Genomic DNA, 16927 nt, shown 5'->3' with positions numbered 1-16927 from the left:
GCTCTCCTCCAGGTGCGGGGTGGCACTGCTGCGCGGGGGCGCATTCGGCACAGGTAGCTGAGCGCCCGCTCACCCGACCATGCTACTTGCGGGTAACCAATGTGCACACCCCCTCCCGGAGGAGCGGCGAAGGTCACACTCGGGCCGTGGCGCCACGGCCCCGCGCCCCCACCGATCGGACCCCTCCGGCCAACCCGTTCAGGTCACGCGCACCCGGCCCCCGGCCGTGATCGTGGCGCCGCCCCCGGCCAGTCCCGATCCTGACCGGGCCGGAGCGTCCCCTCCGGCCCGGTCGACGGAGGATGCGAGCAATGGCCACCACCACGCCCACGGACCACAAGGTCCCGCACATCTCGACGGTCCCCGCCAACGCGGGACAGAACGTCAAGCTGCACGTACGGGAGTACGACGGGACCCCGTCCGGCCCCAACGCGCAGCGCAAGGTCGTCCTGATGCTGCACGGGCGCAGCGTCCCGTCCGCCGTGGCCTTCGACCTCCAGCACGACGGCGGCAAGTACAGCTGGGCGCAGCACCTGGCCAAGGCCGGGTTCGACGTGTTCCTCATGGAGCTCACGGGCTCCGGCCTGTCGCCGCGTCCGGAGATGGACAAGCCCTGCAACGCCAACCCGCAGCACCAGGAGATCCTCGACCCGAACCCCCTGACGTACACCTGCACCCCGCCCTACCCGCACGAGCTCGGCAACTCGGAGAGCGAGTGGGGCGAGGTCGACGCGGTCGTCGAGTACATCAAGGCGAAGAAGGGCGTCGCCAAGGTGGCCCTCGTCGGCCAGTCCGCCGCCGCCTTCGTGTTCGGGCCGTACGCGATCCAGCACCCGGGGAAGGTCGAGAGCCTGCTCCTCCTCGCGCCGATCTACCCGCCCGCCGGCCGGGCCAGCGTGCCGCCGAAGAGCTTCGGGGCACCGGTCGCGTCCTTCCCCGTGTCCGCCCCGGCCTCCCTGTTCGGCTTCCCGATGAACCTGTCGAGCCGGACGGGTCTGGAAAGCGCCTGGGACAAGGAGGTGCGCTCCCCCAAGCAGCGGGCGGCGGGCATGGTCGACGCGGTGTGGAAGGAACTCATGGCCGTCGACCCCGTCGGCAAGGCCTGGGGCGGCCCGACGGCCGGGGCACCCGAGGGCGTGCTGCGGTTCCGCAACTCCTACTGGTGGGGCTGGAACCAGGACACCGTCCCGCTCGGCGGCGTGCTCGGCGACAAGGTTCCGGTGATGATCGTCTACGGCGAGCACGACGCGACGGCGAACTCACCCACGTTCTCGGTCCCGGCCTTCTACGACGCGGTCCCGGGCGTGCGCAAACTGATGTTCCGGGTGTCCTGCGCCGGCCACTCCATGGTCTGGGAGCGCCAGTCCAAGGTCCTGCACCGGCTGTCCAGGCAGTGGCTGGGGCACGGGAAGGTCGACGACCTGGAGAAGGGCAGCTTCTCCGTGGACGAGGACGGCGCCTACGCGGACACCCTCTAGGCGCGCCCGCCCGAGGGCCCCCGCCCGCGGTCGGCGAGCAGGGGCCCTTCCGATGGCCGCAGGAGCGGTCCGCTACCGGCGGACTCGGCCGTCAGGACGGCTTCCGGCCGATACCGATACCGGAGGGCCTGCCGAAGGGCTCTTCGGGGTATTCGGCGAAGCTCCGCCGAGCGGTATTGCCCACTTCATTTCGCCGGAGAACGATCCAGCACGAAAAGTGCGGGCGGCCCGGGTGAATCACTGCGGGGCGGCAGCGTTTCACGCACGGGCACGTGCACACGTCACATCGCTCCCGCAACCGAAAATGGATCTCCTGAGCTTCACTTGAGAGTTCGCTCGGCCTGTATGCAAGAGCGAGGGCTCCTTCGAGACATATCCCCGGCCTTTTCGGTCATGGTCGATAAGTGAAATCCCGCCCTCCGTTCCAGGGATTCAGGTGTCGCGCCGACGGCGGAAAAGGGTGTAGCCGACGGCTCCCGCCGCGGCCAGGGCCGCAGCTCCGCCGAGCAGCCAGGGAGCCGTCCGCCGGGCCCCGCTCGCCCGGGGTGCGGCCGCCGGATCCTGGCAGTCCGGTGCGGCCGCGGTCACCCGGTAGCGGGCCCATTCCCTGGCCGGCATGCCCTTCTCGTTCCAGTGCACGACGTAGAGGCCGGGCTCGGCGGCGCACCGGATGCGGACCGTGGCGCTCACCAGTTTGTCGCCGTGCATTACGACCGGCCGCGTGAACCCGGGGGACGTCAGCTCGACCTCGCCGTCGTTGCCCTCCTCCATCCCGTCCTTGGCCCGGAGCTCCCCGCCGGCCTGCACGGTGCGTACGTCCCAGGGCCCCGCAGGCCATTCCGTGCCCTCGGGATACCGCTCCTCCATGGACTCCGGTGGCCGGGCGGCCGTCTTCCGTGCGCACTCCGCCCGCTCCGCCGCATCGGCCGGCGCCACCCGGACGGTGCCCCACAGCCGGTCGATCTCCGAGCCGATGTTCACCCCCACGGCCGAGCCGAACCGTACTTCGTAGGAGCCCGGTTCGGCGGTGCACGAAATCGTCGCCACGGCTTTGAGGAGGTTGTCGTCCATCCGGAACGTGCCGTCGGCAGCGAAGGCCGGGGAGGTCACCCGGACGCCGCTGAAAGCGTCACTGGACCGCAGGGCCTCGGTCGTCACGCCGATCCGGTCCCCGGGCCTGACCGAGAGTTCCGCACCACTCGGCACCGGCCGGGGCGGATCTTCGGCCGGCGCCGCTAACGCGTTCCCCGCTCCACCCGCCAACAGCAACGTCAGTGCTCCGACCGCGCAGATGTGTTGCGCTTTTGTGTGCATCTAGGCCCTTTTCTTTTTCGTTGACGATCTTCAAAGCCCTACATACTCTGCCTCCTCATCGAACTGGCGCGCCATAAGGTCCATCGGCTGCGTCATCATTTCGCTCAGGAAGCACTCCCTTGACCAGATGGTTAACCCCGCTCGCCCTAGCTGTCGGCGCGGTCCTGCTCGCCGCCCCCACCGCTTCGGCCGTGGGCACCGCGACACCTGCCCCGCGCTTGTCCACCCCGGTGGCCAGCCCTCCCCCTCCGGCTCCCACGCCCTCGGCGTCCCGGTCCGTGACGGCACCACCCACGGTGGGGCCGACCCACGCGCCGCCGTCGACTCCCGCGCCGTCGCGCCCCGTCGCCCCGTCGGCCTCCGCGCCCCCGTCGGCCGCTCCTGACCCGAAGCTCGCCGCGGAGCTGGAGTACTGGACCGCTGAGCGCATGGCCCAGGCCGTCCCCGTCGACGCGAAGCGCGGTACGGACCACGCGCCCGGAGCCTCCGCACCAGGGGCCCGGGATACGGCCGGTGCCCCGAGCGGCATACCCAAGGGGGTCTACTTCGACGGACTTCCCATGGTCGGAACGTTCTTCCATGACAACAAGGACATCGGCGGCGACACCTCCTGCACGGGAAGTGTCGTCCGCAGCAAGGGGAAGAACCTGGTGCTCACCGCAGGCCACTGCGCGAACAGTCTGGCCCGGGCGACGCACAGCATCTTCGTTCCGCAGTACCGCCACGGAAAGTCCGCGACCGAGCAGCCGGCCGGTGTCTTCCCGATCGGGGCGATCTACCGGGACCCCCGGTACCCCCAGGATCACACCACCAAGGGGCCCCTGTCCGACCTGGACTTCGCCTTCGTCAAGGTGAACGCGAACGGCAAGGGGCTGCCCGAGAACATCACGGGGGCCCTCACCTTCACCGCCACCTCGGCCTACGAGCACAACGTGACGGTGGTCGGCTACCCGTCCGCAGCTTCGGTCAACAGGAAGCACCAGGCGATCAAGTGCGACGTGCCCACGACCCGGCTCCCCGGGTTCCGGCAGCTGAAGATGGAGTGCGGCGGTTACTACAGCGGCGTCTCCGGCAGCCCCTGGATCAAGGGGTACAACGCGGCTTCCCGGACCGGCCAGGTCGTCGGCAACATCGGCGGATACAACGGCGGCGGCAACGACGCCAACGTCGACTGGATCTCGTACTCGCCGCTCTACGGCAAGGACGCCCAGGACCTCTACAACGACGCCGACAACGGCGTCCCCCTCGACAGCATCCACCGGCCCGACTACCAGCCCCCGACGGACAGCCCCATCCTGCCCGGCAGCGGCGAGACGTGGAAGCACGCCAAGCAGATGGCCTCCGGCGACTTCTCCGGCACCGGCCACAGCGACCTGCTCGTCGTCTGGACCGACGGAGAGGTAACCCTCTACCCCGGTGACGGCAACGGCGGCTTCCGCCCCGAGCGCCAACTCCTGGCACCCAACGCGGGCTGGAAGCCGGTCGCCACCATCACCGCCGGCGATTTCACCGGCTCCAACCAGTTCGACCTGATGGTGCGCTGGGACGACGGCCGGATGACCCTGCACGGTGACGTCGGCTCCCGCGGCCTCGACGGGGGAACCGAGATGGCTCCCTCCGGATCCATCTGGAGCCACGCCACCCAGATCGCCGCCGGCCGCTTCAACGCCGCCACCTACGTCACCGACCTCATGGTCCGCTGGTCCGACGGCGAGCTCAGCCTCTTCACCAACGTGGGCGCCGGCACCCTGGGCCAGGAGCACAAGCTCAAGGACCCCAACAGCACCTGGAAGGACGCCACGCTGCTCACCTCGGGGCAGTTCTCCGGAAACCAGAAATGGGACCTGATGGTCCGCTGGTCCAGCGGCGCGCTCAACAACTACGTCGGCACCACCACCGGCGGCCTCGGCAGCGAACAGCCCGTCCACGGCCCCAACAAGACCTGGACCCACAGCGTCGTCATGACCACCGGCCAGTTCACGAGTGACGGTCTCACCAACGACCTCATCATCCGCTGGAGCGACGGCGAGACCACCCTGTACCAGGACACCCGCATGAACAGCCTCGGAACCGAGCGGATGATCGCCCCACCGGCCTGACCCGGGCGGCGGTCGGCGAACGGCGAGAGCCCCCGGCACCGGGCCGGGGGCTCCTACGGGTGGGACCGGATCCCGGTCCGCCGGTTCAGGCGGTCGCGGCCAGTGCCGTGACCAGCACCGGGGTCACCAGTTGGACCTGCCAGGGCCGGGCGCCGTAGCCCGCCAGGGCTTCCGCCACCGCGTCCGCGTGCAGCCGCTGCGGCGGCTCCCAGCACAGCCGACGGACCGTGTCCGGGGTGATCAGGTTCTCCTGGGGCAGGTTGAGCGACTCCGCCAGCGCCGAGACGGCGGTACGGGCCGCCGAGAGCCGGGCCGCGGCCGCCGGGTCCTTGTCGACCCAGGAGCGCGGCGGCGGGGGACCGGCCGGGGTCGCCCCGGGCTGCGGCAGCTCGTTCTCGGGCAGGGCCTTCGCCCGGTCCACGGCGGCCATCCACTGGTCCAGCTGGCGCCGGCCCATCCGCTGCCCGTAACCGGGCAGCGCGGAGAGGGTGTGCACGTTGGTCGGCAGGGCGAGGGCGGCCTCGACGATCGCGGCGTCGCCCAGCACCTTGCCCGGCGACACGTCACGCCGCTGAGCGATCCGGTCCCGGGACTCCCACAGCTCCCGTACGACCGCCATCTGCCGGCGCCGGCGCACCTTGTGCATGCCCGACGTACGGCGCCACGGGTCCTTGCGCGGCGGGGCGGGCGGGGCGGAGGCGATGGCGTCGAATTCCTGGTGGGCCCATTCGAGCTTGCCCTGCCGGTCCAGTTCCTTTTCCAGTGCGTCCCGCAGGTCCACCAGCAGCTCCACGTCCAGCGCGGCGTAGCGCAGCCACGGCTCGGGGAGCGGGCGGGTGGACCAGTCGACGGCGGAGTGGCCCTTCTCCAGTGCGTAGCCGAGCACGCTCTCGACCATCGCGCCGAGTCCGACCCGGGGGAAGCCGGCGAGGCGGCCGGCCAGCTCGGTGTCGAACAAGGAGGTGGGCACCATGCCTATTTCCCGCAGGCACGGCAGGTCCTGGGTGGCGGCGTGCAGGATCCATTCGGTGCCGGACAGGGCCTCGCCCAGTGCGGACAGGTCGGGGCAGCCCACCGGGTCGATTAGCGCGGACCCCGCACCCTCACGGCGCAGCTGCACCAGATAGGCGCGCTGGCCGTAGCGGTACCCGGAGGCCCGTTCGGCGTCGACGGCGACGGGCCCGGTGCCCGCGGCGAAGGCCGCGACCACTTCGGCGAGGGCGTCCGCGTCGGCGACCACCGGAGGAATCCCCTCGCGGGGCTCCAACAAGGGAGTCGGCAGCCCACCGGGCGGAACAACGACGTCGTCCGGGGGGCCGCCCCCGGTGGTGGTGCGCAGGTCTGCTGCGGGATCTTGGGCGTCGGTCACCGGTCAAGGGTATCCGTGTATACGACGCGCCCGTCGCCGGAACGTTCCGTCGACGGGCGCGAGCGGTATGCGGGGAGTTTTCCCGGGGTATTCCGGGGGTATTCCGGCAGGTTTCCCGGCAGCGGTTCCCGAGGTGGATATCCGGGGGCTGCGGCCCGCGGTCAGTGGATGATCCCGGTGCGCAGCGCCACGGCGACCATTCCGGCGCGGTCACCGGTGCCCAGCTTGCGGGCGATCCGGGCGAGGTGGGACTTGACGGTCAGGGCGGACAGGCCCATCGAGACGCCGATGGCCTTGTTGGACTGGCCCTCCGCGACGAGGCGCAGGACCTCGACCTCGCGGCCGGAGAGCTCTCGGTAGCCGCCCGGGTGGCTCGGGGCACCCGGGGGGCGGCGGTGCATGCGGGCGGCGGCAGCGCCGATGGGGGCGGCGCCGGGCCGGGTGGGGAGCCCGATGTTGGTCCGCGTACCGGTGACGACGTAGCCCTTGACGCCGCCCGCGAGGGCGTTGCGCACGGCGCCGATGTCGTCGGCGGCGGACAGGGCCAGGCCGTTGGGCCAGCCGGCGGCCCGGGTCTCGGAGAGCAGGGTGAGACCGGAGCCGTCGGGCAGGTGTACGTCGGCCACGCAGATGTCGCGCGGGCTGCCGACGCGGGGGCGGGCCTCCGCGATGGACGACGCCTCGATCACGTCACGTACTCCGAGGGCCCACAGATGGCGGGTCACGGTGGAACGGACGCGCGGGTCGGCCACGACGACCATGGCCGTCGGCTTGTTCGGGCGGTAGGCGACCAGGCTTGCGGGCTGCTCGAGAAGAACGGACACCTAGGCCTCCTGGGGGAGTGGCGGGACGGCCGGCTCGGGGAAGGAAGCCGGTGCGAACCGTGCGGATGGTCACCCACTCCTTCGGCACGTCACCCGCCCGGCTTTAGGGAATGATCACGATTTGGTGAGTAACAATTCGGGCAATTCGGACGCACGATCGATCATCGGTTGATCAGAAGCCCGCAAGGGACGCCGTCTTTCGACAGCCCGCCCAGTTCTTCGATCAGTCGTTCTGCGCCGGACGTCGATTCCGGCGGCCGTCCGGCCCTGCGGCTACGGGTGGTGCGGACCGCGACGCTGTGGCAGGGAGACCACGCCCGTCGCCGTGTCCGTCGGACCCACCGGCGGCAGTCCGGCGATCTGGCACAGCAGTTCGCACCACGCCGACAGGTGCGCCGAGGTGTCCGGCACCCCGCCCACACCCTCGCGCGGGGTCCACGAGGCCCTGATCTCGATCTGCGTGGCGGGCCGCCGCTCCGCGAGCCCGCCGAAGTAGTGCGAGCCCGCCATGGTCACCGTGCCGCTCGCCTCCCCGTACGCCAGCCCGCGCGCCTCCAGCGCCCCCGTCAGCCAGGACCAGCACACCTCGGGCAGCAGCGGGTCGGCGGCCATCTCCGGTTCCAGCTCCGCGCGCACCAGCGTCACCAACCGGAAGGTGCCCTGCCAGGCGTCGTGCCCGGACGGATCGTGGAGCAGGATGAGCCGGCCGTCGGCCAGATCGTCCTCGCCGTCCACCACCGCGGCCTCCAGCGCGTAGACGTGCGGCGCCAGTCTCTGGGGTGGTTTCGTGGGATCGATCTCGATCCCCGGACGCAGTCGGGCCTTCTTCAAGCCGTCGACCGCCCGCCGGAACGGGAGCGGGACGGAGCTCTCCTTCGCGCTGTCCGTACCCTCGGCGCCATCTGAAAATCGTCCCTGAGCCGCAGCCATGCGGGGAAGACTAGGCGGAACGAGCGCCCGTGCGGCGCAGGGACACCCTCGCCGGGTCGGACACTTCTTCGTACGTGCGAAGATTTGGGTCGTGAGCGCCAATACCCGCCCCACGGGCCAGCCGAGCCAGACGTACGATTCCGCCTTCATGAAGGCGTGCCGGCGGGAGCCGGTGCCGCACACGCCGGTGTGGTTCATGCGGCAGGCAGGGCGCTCGCTCCCGGAGTACCGCAAGCTGCGCGAGGGCACGCAGATGCTGGAGTCCTGCATGCGGCCCGACCTGGTCACCGAGATCACGCTGCAGCCGGTGCGCCGCCACAAGGTGGACGCGGCGATCTTCTTCTCCGACATCGTGGTCCCGCTGAAGGCCATCGGCGTCGACCTGGACATCAAGCCGGGCATCGGCCCGGTCGTCGCCCAGCCCATCCGCCGCCGCGAGGACCTCGCACAGCTGCGCGACCTCACCCCGGAGGACGTCTCGTACGTCACCGAGGCGATCGGCATGCTCACGGGTGAACTGGGCTCCACGCCGTTGATCGGATTCGCGGGCGCGCCTTTCACCCTCGCGAGCTACCTGGTCGAGGGCGGTCCCTCGAAGAACCACGAGCACACCAAGGCCCTCATGTACGGGGACCCCCAGCTGTGGGCCGACCTCCTGGACCGCCTCGCGGAGATCACCTCCGCCTTCCTGAAGGTTCAGATCGAGGCCGGCGCCTCCGCGATCCAGCTCTTCGACTCCTGGGTGGGCGCCCTCGCCCCGGCGGACTACCGCCGCTCGGTGATGCCCGCGTCCGCGAAGGTCCTGGAGTCCGTCGCCTCCTACGGAGTCCCGCGAATCCACTTCGGCGTGGGCACCGGCGAGCTCCTCGGCCTGATGGGCGAGGCCGGCGCGGACGTCATGGGCGTCGACTACCGCGTCTCGCTGGACGAGGCCGTGCGCCGGGTCGGCCCCGGCAAGGCGCTCCAGGGCAACCTGGACCCGGCCGTGCTCTTCTCCACCCCGGAGGCGGTCGAGGCCAAGACGGACGAGGTCCTCGCGGCCGCCGCCGGCCTGGAGGGCCACGTCTTCAACCTGGGCCACGGCGTCCTCCCGACGACCGACCCGGACGCGCTGACCCGCCTGGTGGACTACGTCCACACCCGCACGCAGCGGTAGCGACCCCTGCGGGCCGTCCGCTGGGGCTCCGCCCGGACCCCGCGCCTCAAACGCCGGCGAGGCTGGATCCAGCCCCGCCAGGCGATTGAGGCGCGGGTCCGGGCGGAGCCCGGGAAAGCGGCCCGCAGGGCTACACCCCCGCCGAGCGGACCGCGGCGACCGCCTTGCGGGCCGCCACCAGGACCGGGTCCCAGACCGGGGAGAACGGCGGGGCGTAGCCCAGGTCCAGGGAGACCATCTGGTCCACCGTCATGCCCGCCGTGAGGGCGACCGCCGCGATGTCCACCCGCTTCGCCGCGCCCGCGCCGCCGACGATCTGGACCCCCAGGAGCCGGCCCGTACGGCGCTCCGCCAGCATCTTCACCGTCATCTCCGCCGCGCCCGGGTAGTAGCCCGCCGTGTTGGTGGAGGTGATGGTGGCCGTCACGAACCGCAGGCCGGCCTCCAGCGCGTCCCGCTCGCGCAGCCCCGTGCGGGCGATCTCCAGGTCGCAGACCTTGCTGACCGCCGTGCCCACCACCCCGGGGAAGGTGGCGTAGCCACCGCCCACGCCCGCGCCGATGACCTGGCCGTGCTTGTTGGCGTGCGTGCCCAGCGGGATGTGCCGGGTGCGGCCCGCGACCAGGTCCAGGACCTCCACGCAGTCGCCGCCCGACCAGATGTTCTCGTGGCCCCGGACCCGCATCGAGAGGTCCGTGAGGATGCCGCCCGAGGGACCGAGCGGGAGGTCGGCCGCCCGGGCGAGCGCGGTGCGCGGTTCCACGCCGATGCCGAGCACGACCACGTCCGCCCCGTACTCCTCGCCCGCCGAGGTGGCCACCGCCCGGACCCTGCCCTCCTCATCGGTGAGGATCTTGGTCACCTCGGCGCGGGAGACCGTACGGATCCCCATCCGGTTCATCGCGCCGTGCACCAGGCCGCCCATGTCCGGGTCCAGCGTGGCCATCGGCTGCTCGCCCCGGTGCAGGACGGTGACCTCGTACCCCCGCGCCACCAGGGCCTCCGCCATCTCCACGCCGATGTAGCCCGCGCCCACCACGACCGCCCGGCGGCCCTCGGTGCGCCGCAGGGTGTCCATCAGGCGCTGGCCGTCGTCCAGGCTCTGGATCCCGTGGACCCCGTGCGCGCCGATGCCGGGGAGCCGGGGGCGGACGGGGCGGGCGCCCGTCGCCAGGACCAGCTTGTCGTAGTCCGTCCAAGATTCGGATCCGGTGTCCAGATCGCGGGACCGGACCCGGGAGCCGGCGAGGTCGAGCTCCACGACCTCCGTACGCATGCGCAGATCGATGTCCCGGGCCCGGTGCTCCTCCGGGGTACGGGCGATCAGGTCGTCGCGCTCGGCGACCTGACCGCCGACCCAGTACGGGATCCCGCACGCCGAGTAGGAGGTGAAGTGCCCGCGCTCGAAGGCGACGATCTCCAGTTCCGCCGCGGCCCTCAGCCTGCGGGCCTGTGACGCGGCGGACATCCCCGCCGCGTCACCGCCCACCACCACCAGTCGTTCCGTCGCCATCGTCCGTACCGCCCCTTCACCACCATCGGATGGTGAACACGCTACGGCCGAACGCGCGTTCAGTCCTGCACGTCGGCCTCGGCGTCCGGAGCCGTCCGGGCCGCCGGCACCGTCGCCCGCCACGGCACCGGGGCCGTCTTCGCCGGCGCCGGCCGCCACCGCCGGTACAGCCGGACCAGCAGCAGCACCACCGCGGCCGTCAGCGCGAACGGCAGCACCGCGCCCACCGCCACCGTCAGGTAGCGCACGACCTTGGTGAAGACGTCCCAGCCCCCGCCCAGGGCCCCCAGGAAGGTGGGCTCCTTCTTCTCCTTCTTCTCGGCCGCCGGCTTCACGGCCGGCTCCGAGACCTCCAGCGTGATCGTGCCCAGCGAAGTCTGGTCCTTCAACGCCGTCTGCTGCGCCAGCAGCGACTCCAGGTCGGACTGGCGGCGCGACAGCTCGCTCTCCAGCATCACCACCTCGCTCAGCGCCGAGGCCTTGCCCATCATTTCCCGCACCCGCGCCACGCTGGCCTGCTGCGAGGCGACCCGGCTGCCGATGTCGGCGACCTTCTCCGTGACGTCCTGCGCCTCGACCTTGCGGTGCAGGAGCTTCCCGTTGCCCTCCATCTTGCCGAGCACGGCGTCGTAGCGCTCGCCCGGCACCCGCAGCGTCAGCGTCGAGGTCATCCGACCGTCCCCGCCGCGCTTGGTGGACTCGTTGCCGACGTAGCCGCCCGCTCCATCGGCGGCCGTGCGGGCCGCGGCGAGCGTCTTTTGGACGTCCGCCGTCTCGATGCCGAGCGTCGCCGTCCGGATCACGTTCGGGCGGACCACGGCCGGCGGCGCGGCGTTCTTGCTCGCGGAGGAGGCCGAGGAGCCCGCGGCACCCGCGGACCCGGCCGGCGCCGGGGCCGCCGCGGCGCCCTCCGGGGCCTTGCCGTCGGCGGCGGGAGCCACCGCCGCCTTGTCGGTCGCGGAGCCCTGGCCGCTCGCGCCGCAGCCGGTGAGCGCGAGCGCCCCGGCCAGTGCGAGGGCGGCCAGGGCCGCCGCGGAACGGTGTGTGTCGAAACTGCGCATCGCTGCAAACCCCCGAGGATCGGCTGGTGTTGCCGGTTCGACGTCCAGAGTCCCGTCGCGGGTTTCGAATCCACGGTCCCGGGGTGATCCCGATGCGGTCACGGTCCGGCCTCGGAGATCGGTCTGAGACGATGTGTCCATGCACGAAGCGGACATGCGTACGGATCGGCCGGGCCCTTCGACCCGGTCCACCGGATCCCAGCGGCACGCCGTCGTCATCGGCGGCGGCATCGCGGGCCTCGCGGCGGCCCACCGGCTGCTCGCCGAAGGCGTCCGCGTCACCCTGCTGGAGGCCGGACCCCGGCTCGGCGGCAAGCTGTACGCCGGTGAGCTCGCCGGAGCCCGCGTCGACCTCGGCGCCGAATCCATGCTCGCCCGCCGCCCCGAAGCCGTGGCCCTGGCCGAGGCCGTCGGCCTCCGCGACGCCGTGCAGGCACCCGCCACCGCCACCGCCCACCTGTGGACCCGCGGCGCACTGCGGCCCATGCCGCGCGGCCACATCATGGGCGTCCCCGGCGACCTGGGACCGCTCGCCGCCTCCGGAGTGCTCTCCGCCGAGGGACTGGCCCGCATCGAAGCCGAGCGGACGCTGGCGCCCACCGAGATCGGCGACGACGTCGCCGTCGGCGAATACGTCGCGGCCCGCCTCGGCCGCGAGGTCGTCGACCGGCTGGTGGAACCGCTGCTCGGCGGGGTCTACGCGGGCGACGCCTACCGCATCTCCATGCGGGCAGCCGTGCCCCAGCTCTTCGAGGTCGCCCGCACCCACGCCCTCCTGGGCGACGGCGTACGGGAACTGCAGCGCCGGGCGCAGGCCTCGCCCCAGCAGGCCGGTCCGGTCTTCGCCGGCATCGACGGCGGCATCGGACGGCTCCCGATCGCCGTGGCCGACGCCTGCCGCGCCGCGGGGGCCCGGCTCGTCACGGACGCCCCCGTCCGCGAGGTCGTCCGTACGGCCGAGGGCTGGCGGGTGGTGGCCGGCGCCGAGGCCGTCGAGGCCGACGCCGTGATCCTCGCCACCCCGGCCGGCGCCGCCGCACGGCTGCTGGACGGGCTCGCCCCGGCCGCCGCGACCGAGCTGCGCGGGGTCGAGTACGCCTCGATGGCCCTGATCACGATGGCCTTCCGCCGCTCCGACCTGCCGGCGGCCGTCTCCGACGGCGGCGCCAGCGGATTCCTCGTACCGCCCGTCGACGGCCGGACCATCAAGGCCTCCACCTTCTCCAGCAACAAGTGGGCCTGGGCCGGTACGGATCCCGACCTCTTCCTGCTGCGCACCTCGGTCGGCCGCTACGCCGACGAGGGCGACCTGCAGCGCGAGGACGGCGAGCTCGTCGACATCTCCCTGGCCGACCTCGGCGAGGCCGTGGGCCTCGCCGCCCGGCCGGTCGCCTCCACCGTCACCCGGTGGGACGGCGGACTGCCCCAGTACCCGGTCGGCCACCTCGACCGGGTCGCCCGGATCCGCACCGCCGTCGCGGCCCTGCCGGGCCTCGCGGTGTGCGGCGCGGTCTACGACGGAGTCGGCATTCCGGCCTGCGTCGCGAGCGCCGGCAAGGCCGCGGACGCGGTGATCGCCGCCCTCGGTGCGCGTACGGCACCCCTGGCACCGACCACTGATCAGCGCACGGGACAATAGGCACATGACTGCACCAGAGAAGATTCCCAACGCGGGGAAGAAGGCGAAGGACCTCAACGAGGTCATCCGCTACACCCTGTGGTCCGTCTTCAAGCTGAAGGACGTTCTTCCGGAGGACCGCACCGGCTACGCCGACGAGGTCCAGGAGCTCTTCGACCAGCTGGGCGCCAAGGACATCACCGTCCGCGGCAGCTACGACGTGTCCGGCCTGCGCGCCGACGCCGACGTCATGATCTGGTGGCACGCCGAGACGGCGGACGAGCTGCAGACCGCCTACAACCTGTTCCGCCGCACCAAGCTGGGCCGCGCCCTGGAGCCGGTGTGGTCGAACATGGCCCTGCACCGCCCGGCCGAGTTCAACAAGTCGCACATCCCGGCCTTCCTGGCCGACGAGGTCGCGCGCGAGTACGTCAGCGTGTACCCCTTCGTGCGCAGCTACGACTGGTACCTGCTGCCCGACGAGGACCGCCGCCGCATGCTCGCCGACCACGGCAAGATGGCCCGCGGCTACCCGGACGTGCGCGCCAACACCGTCGCCTCCTTCTCGCTGGGCGACTACGAGTGGATGCTGGCCTTCGAGGCGGACGAGCTGTACCGCATCGTCGACCTCATGCGTCACCTGCGCGCCTCCGAGGCCCGTATGCACGTCCGTGAAGAGGTGCCCTTCTACACCGGGCGCCGCAAGTCCGTCGCCGATCTGGTGGCCGGGCTCGCCTGATACCTCCCCTGGGGGGAAGGACCGGAGGACGACCACACCGTCAGGTGAGTTCCTCCGGTGGATCGGGAGGCTGGTCCGAAAGACGGCCCCTGCCCCCGAAACGACGCAGCCGGAGACCCCGCCCGGAAGTTCAGACGACTGGCGGCAGCAGCACCCTGTGGGCGCTCGCTGCCCGGTCGTCCAGCGACACCGGTGCGGGCTCCGGATGCGGCGCACATACGACCCGCCACCCCGGGGTGGCGCACACGGCGCCGAGGTGGGTGCCGTACGAGGCACCCACGAAGCTCGGCTCCCGCGTTCCCGTTGCCGCGGATTGCGCCCCCGGTTGCCGTACGCCCGCCGGTCAGGAGCTGCTGCCGCAGCTGGAGCTGGACGAACTGCCGCAGCTCGACGAACTGCCGCAACTGGAGCTGCTGCTGGAACAGCTGGAGCTGCTGCTCGAACAGCCGGAGCCACCGCTGGAACAGCTGGAGCCGCTGCCCGAGGAGCCGCAGCCGCCACTCGAGGAGCCGCAGCCCGAACCGCCGCCGCAGCTCGAGCCGCCGCCACCGCCCCCGTCGTTCCCGGCGCACCAGACGATCGGCAGCACCTCCGCCCCCGACGTGTGCGAGGAGCCGCCCGTGCCGTGGAAGCGCGTGCGCGACTGGGCCGCGGCCAGCCGGGTACCGCGCACGGCGGGCACCAACTGCTGTCGCAGGTACGGGTCCCGCAGACCCCGGAGCCCGAACAGCGCGGTCTGCACGTGCGGGGTCCGGTCGTTCAGGTGGGCGGCGCGGATCGCGCGCAGCGCCCGTGCCCCGGCCCCGGTGACCCGGCTCTTGGCCCGGGACGCGCAGATCAGGCCCACGACGATGCCGCCCACCAGGACGACCGCCACCTTCCCGATGAAGGGCACTCCGGAGCCGGGATCGAGGGCGAGCGCCACGACGGTCAGCACCAGCGACACCGGGAACAGCAGCAGCGCGCAGACGACGGCCTGGACCAGCCCCCAGCGACGCAGACGGCGCTGCCCGGATCCGGGCGGGGTGATCAGCCCGCGGTCGGCCAGCCCGTCCCCGATCTCCTGGACGGCCGGGTCGCACATGGCGCCGTAGCGCACTTGGTAGAGCCACCCCGAGGGCGCTCCCTGGTGGGCCTGGAGGACGGCCCGCTCGGCGGGGTCGGTGGCCCGTGCCCCGGGGCGTACCTGGACGATGCCCGGGCCGCCGGCCACCAGCCGGCCGTCGCCGAGCATCGAGACGAGTGCGGCGTCCACGACGGTGCCGGGGCCGCCCACCACGAAGGCGGCTTCGGACAGGTCGTGCAGGGCGGGCGAGGGGCCCGCGGACGAGGAATGGGACCGGCGGAGGCCGACCACCAGCAGGAGGGAGGAGACGAGGACGGCGATCCAGATCGCCAAGGCGAGGAGGTTCATGCGGCTCTCCCCGCCAGCGTCCGGGCCCAGCGCACGATCCGGCGGGGCGGCCTGGCCCCGGCCCGGTCCCGCCACCAGGTGGTGAGCCGGCGCCGCGCGGCCGGATCGGCCGGCAGGTCCCGGATCAGCAGGTCTTCGGCGAAGTCCAGCGCGTCCCGGCGGTATCCCGAGGTCATCGGGCGGCCCTTGGCGTAGGAGAGGAAGGCCTCGCGGTACGGGTCCGGGCCGCCCAGGATCACGGGCAGCTCGGGAGCCAGCTTCGCCACCACGTCGGCCCGCTTGGCGGCCAGCGCCCGGGCCTGCACCCGGATGCGCCGGCGGTCGAAGCCCTCGGGTACGGGGGTCCCGGCCACCAGCGCCGACAACAGCGCGGCCTGCCCGAGCGCGACCCGGGTCCGGACCGACTCCTGGACCGGGCCCGGGTCGGTGCCCTGCTCGACGTGCCGCTCGGCGCGCTGCTCGGTGCCCGGCGCGGTGCCCTGCTCGACGCCCGCCGGGTCGGACCCGGCGCTGGTCGCCTCCCCGGGCGCGGCCGGTCCGGCCGTCACCACGGCCCGGATCGCGGCCAGCTCGCCCGCGAGCTCGGCCTCCGGCGGGAAGTCGTCGTCCCGCTCCAGCAGGACGCCCGCCGGTTCCACCCGGGAGCGCAGCTCGGCCAGCAGGTCGAGCACCACCGGCGGGACCGGGTGCGCGTGGGTGTCGTGCCAGACACCGTTCCGCTCGATGCCGCCCGCCACGTGGACGTACGCCAGCGCCTCCAGCGGTATCGCGTCCAGTACGGCGGCCGGGTCCTCGCCCCGGTTGACCCGGTTGGTGTGCAGGTTGGCCACGTCGATGAGCAGCCGGACCCCGGTCCGCTCGACCAACTCCGTGAGGAACTGCCCTTCCGTCAGCTCCTCGCCCGGCCACGAGAACAACGCGGCGATGTTCTCCAGCGCCAACGGGACCGGCAGGGCGTCCTGTGCGATCCGCACGTTCTCGCAGAGCACGTCCAGCGCATCGCGGGTGCGCGGTACCGGCAGCAGGTGCCCCGCCTCCAGCACCGGCGAGGAGGTCCGTACGAAGGCGATGTGCTCGGTGACGAGCGGCGCCCCCAGCGCCACCGCCCGCTCGGCGAGCGCCGCCAGCTTCGCCTGATCGGGGCGGTCCGCGCCGCCGAGGCCGAGCGAGACCCCGTGCGGCACGACGCGCGTGCCCCGCTCGCGCAGCCGCACCAGGGACTCGGGCAGGTGGCCGGGGCATACGTTCTCGGCCACCACCTCGACCCAGTCCAGGCCGGAAAGCCGCTCGATGGCGTCCGAGATCTCCGGCCGCCAGCCGATGCCCACCCCCAGGTGTGCCATGGGTTTCATGTCCCCTCGCCCCCTCTCTTCGCACCGTGTGCGGATGTCATGGCCCCGACGGAGTCCCGC

13 protein-coding genes are annotated in these 16927 nt (G+C 72.4%); 5 read left to right on the top strand and 8 right to left on the bottom strand.

Going from position 1 to position 16927, the window contains the following annotated elements; translation table 11 throughout:
• The first annotated feature begins 311 nt into the window (after positions 1–311).
• A complete protein-coding gene (locus OG207_RS11355) occupies positions 312–1478 on the top strand; it encodes an alpha/beta fold hydrolase (protein ID WP_329098268.1) in 1167 nt (388 codons plus the stop codon).
• 432 nt (positions 1479–1910) lie between these two features.
• Here OG207_RS11355 and OG207_RS11350 read toward each other — a convergent pair whose 3' ends face one another.
• Complete coding sequence (locus OG207_RS11350; protein ID WP_329098266.1) at positions 1911–2636, bottom strand: hypothetical protein; 726 nt, start codon at positions 2634–2636, stop codon at positions 1911–1913.
• 275 nt (positions 2637–2911) lie between these two features.
• On the opposite strand from OG207_RS11350, the gene OG207_RS11345 reads away from it, so the two are divergent.
• Positions 2912–4891 carry a trypsin-like serine peptidase gene (locus OG207_RS11345; RefSeq protein WP_329098264.1) on the top strand — a complete coding sequence of 660 codons (1980 nt, stop codon included), beginning with the start codon at positions 2912–2914 and terminating at the stop codon, positions 4889–4891.
• Positions 4892–4976: 85 nt separating this feature from the next.
• On the opposite strand, the gene OG207_RS11340 is transcribed toward OG207_RS11345, so the two are convergent.
• The 3 genes from OG207_RS11340 to OG207_RS11330 form a co-directional block, all read right to left on the bottom strand.
• A complete protein-coding gene (locus tag OG207_RS11340; RefSeq protein WP_329098263.1) occupies positions 4977–6260 on the bottom strand; it encodes a ribonuclease D in 1284 nt (427 codons plus the stop codon).
• 161 nt (positions 6261–6421) lie between these two features.
• Complete coding sequence (locus OG207_RS11335; protein ID WP_007267191.1) at positions 6422–7084, bottom strand: helix-turn-helix transcriptional regulator; 663 nt, start codon at positions 7082–7084, stop codon at positions 6422–6424.
• 273 nt (positions 7085–7357) lie between these two features.
• Positions 7358–8014 carry a DUF3000 domain-containing protein gene (locus tag OG207_RS11330; RefSeq protein WP_329098261.1) on the bottom strand — a complete coding sequence of 219 codons (657 nt, stop codon included), beginning with the start codon at positions 8012–8014 and terminating at the stop codon, positions 7358–7360.
• Between the two features lie 91 nt (positions 8015–8105).
• On the opposite strand from OG207_RS11330, the gene hemE reads away from it, so the two are divergent.
• Positions 8106–9170, top strand: coding sequence for a uroporphyrinogen decarboxylase (gene hemE, locus OG207_RS11325; RefSeq protein WP_329098259.1), 1065 nt, complete (start codon positions 8106–8108; stop codon positions 9168–9170).
• A 130-nt stretch (positions 9171–9300) separates the two neighbouring features.
• Here hemE and OG207_RS11320 read toward each other — a convergent pair whose 3' ends face one another.
• Together OG207_RS11320 and OG207_RS11315 are read right to left on the bottom strand one after the other, a co-directional pair.
• Positions 9301–10683, bottom strand: coding sequence for an FAD-dependent oxidoreductase (locus OG207_RS11320; protein ID WP_329098257.1), 1383 nt, complete (start codon positions 10681–10683; stop codon positions 9301–9303).
• A 59-nt stretch (positions 10684–10742) separates the two neighbouring features.
• Complete coding sequence (locus OG207_RS11315) at positions 10743–11744, bottom strand: DUF4349 domain-containing protein (protein ID WP_329098256.1); 1002 nt, start codon at positions 11742–11744, stop codon at positions 10743–10745.
• Positions 11745–11898: 154 nt separating this feature from the next.
• On the opposite strand from OG207_RS11315, the gene hemG reads away from it, so the two are divergent.
• Together hemG and hemQ are read left to right on the top strand one after the other, a co-directional pair.
• On the top strand, positions 11899–13383 hold the full coding sequence (gene hemG / locus OG207_RS11310; RefSeq protein WP_329107552.1) for a protoporphyrinogen oxidase: 1485 nt from the start codon (positions 11899–11901) through the stop codon (positions 13381–13383).
• A gap of 4 nt (positions 13384–13387) precedes the next feature.
• Positions 13388–14101, top strand: coding sequence for a hydrogen peroxide-dependent heme synthase (gene hemQ / locus OG207_RS11305; RefSeq protein ID WP_329098254.1), 714 nt, complete (start codon positions 13388–13390; stop codon positions 14099–14101).
• A 343-nt stretch (positions 14102–14444) separates the two neighbouring features.
• Here the strand turns inward: hemQ and OG207_RS11300 are convergent, their stop codons facing one another.
• Both OG207_RS11300 and OG207_RS11295 read right to left on the bottom strand, forming a co-directional pair.
• The gene (locus OG207_RS11300) at positions 14445–15515 is read right to left on the bottom strand and encodes a TIGR04222 domain-containing membrane protein (protein ID WP_329098251.1); all 1071 of its coding nucleotides are present in this window, start codon (positions 15513–15515) and stop codon (positions 14445–14447) included.
• Positions 15512–16867, bottom strand: coding sequence for a DUF692 domain-containing protein (locus tag OG207_RS11295; RefSeq protein ID WP_329098250.1), 1356 nt, complete (start codon positions 16865–16867; stop codon positions 15512–15514). The genes OG207_RS11300 and OG207_RS11295 overlap by 4 nt, the downstream gene beginning before the upstream one ends.
• Positions 16868–16927 lie beyond the last annotated feature (60 nt).

The organism is Streptomyces sp. NBC_01439 (genome assembly GCF_036227605.1).
Lineage (GTDB): Bacteria > Actinomycetota > Actinomycetes > Streptomycetales > Streptomycetaceae > Streptomyces.
The sequence above is the reverse complement of the archived record's forward strand: the minus strand, read 5'-3'. Positions and strand labels throughout refer to the sequence as shown.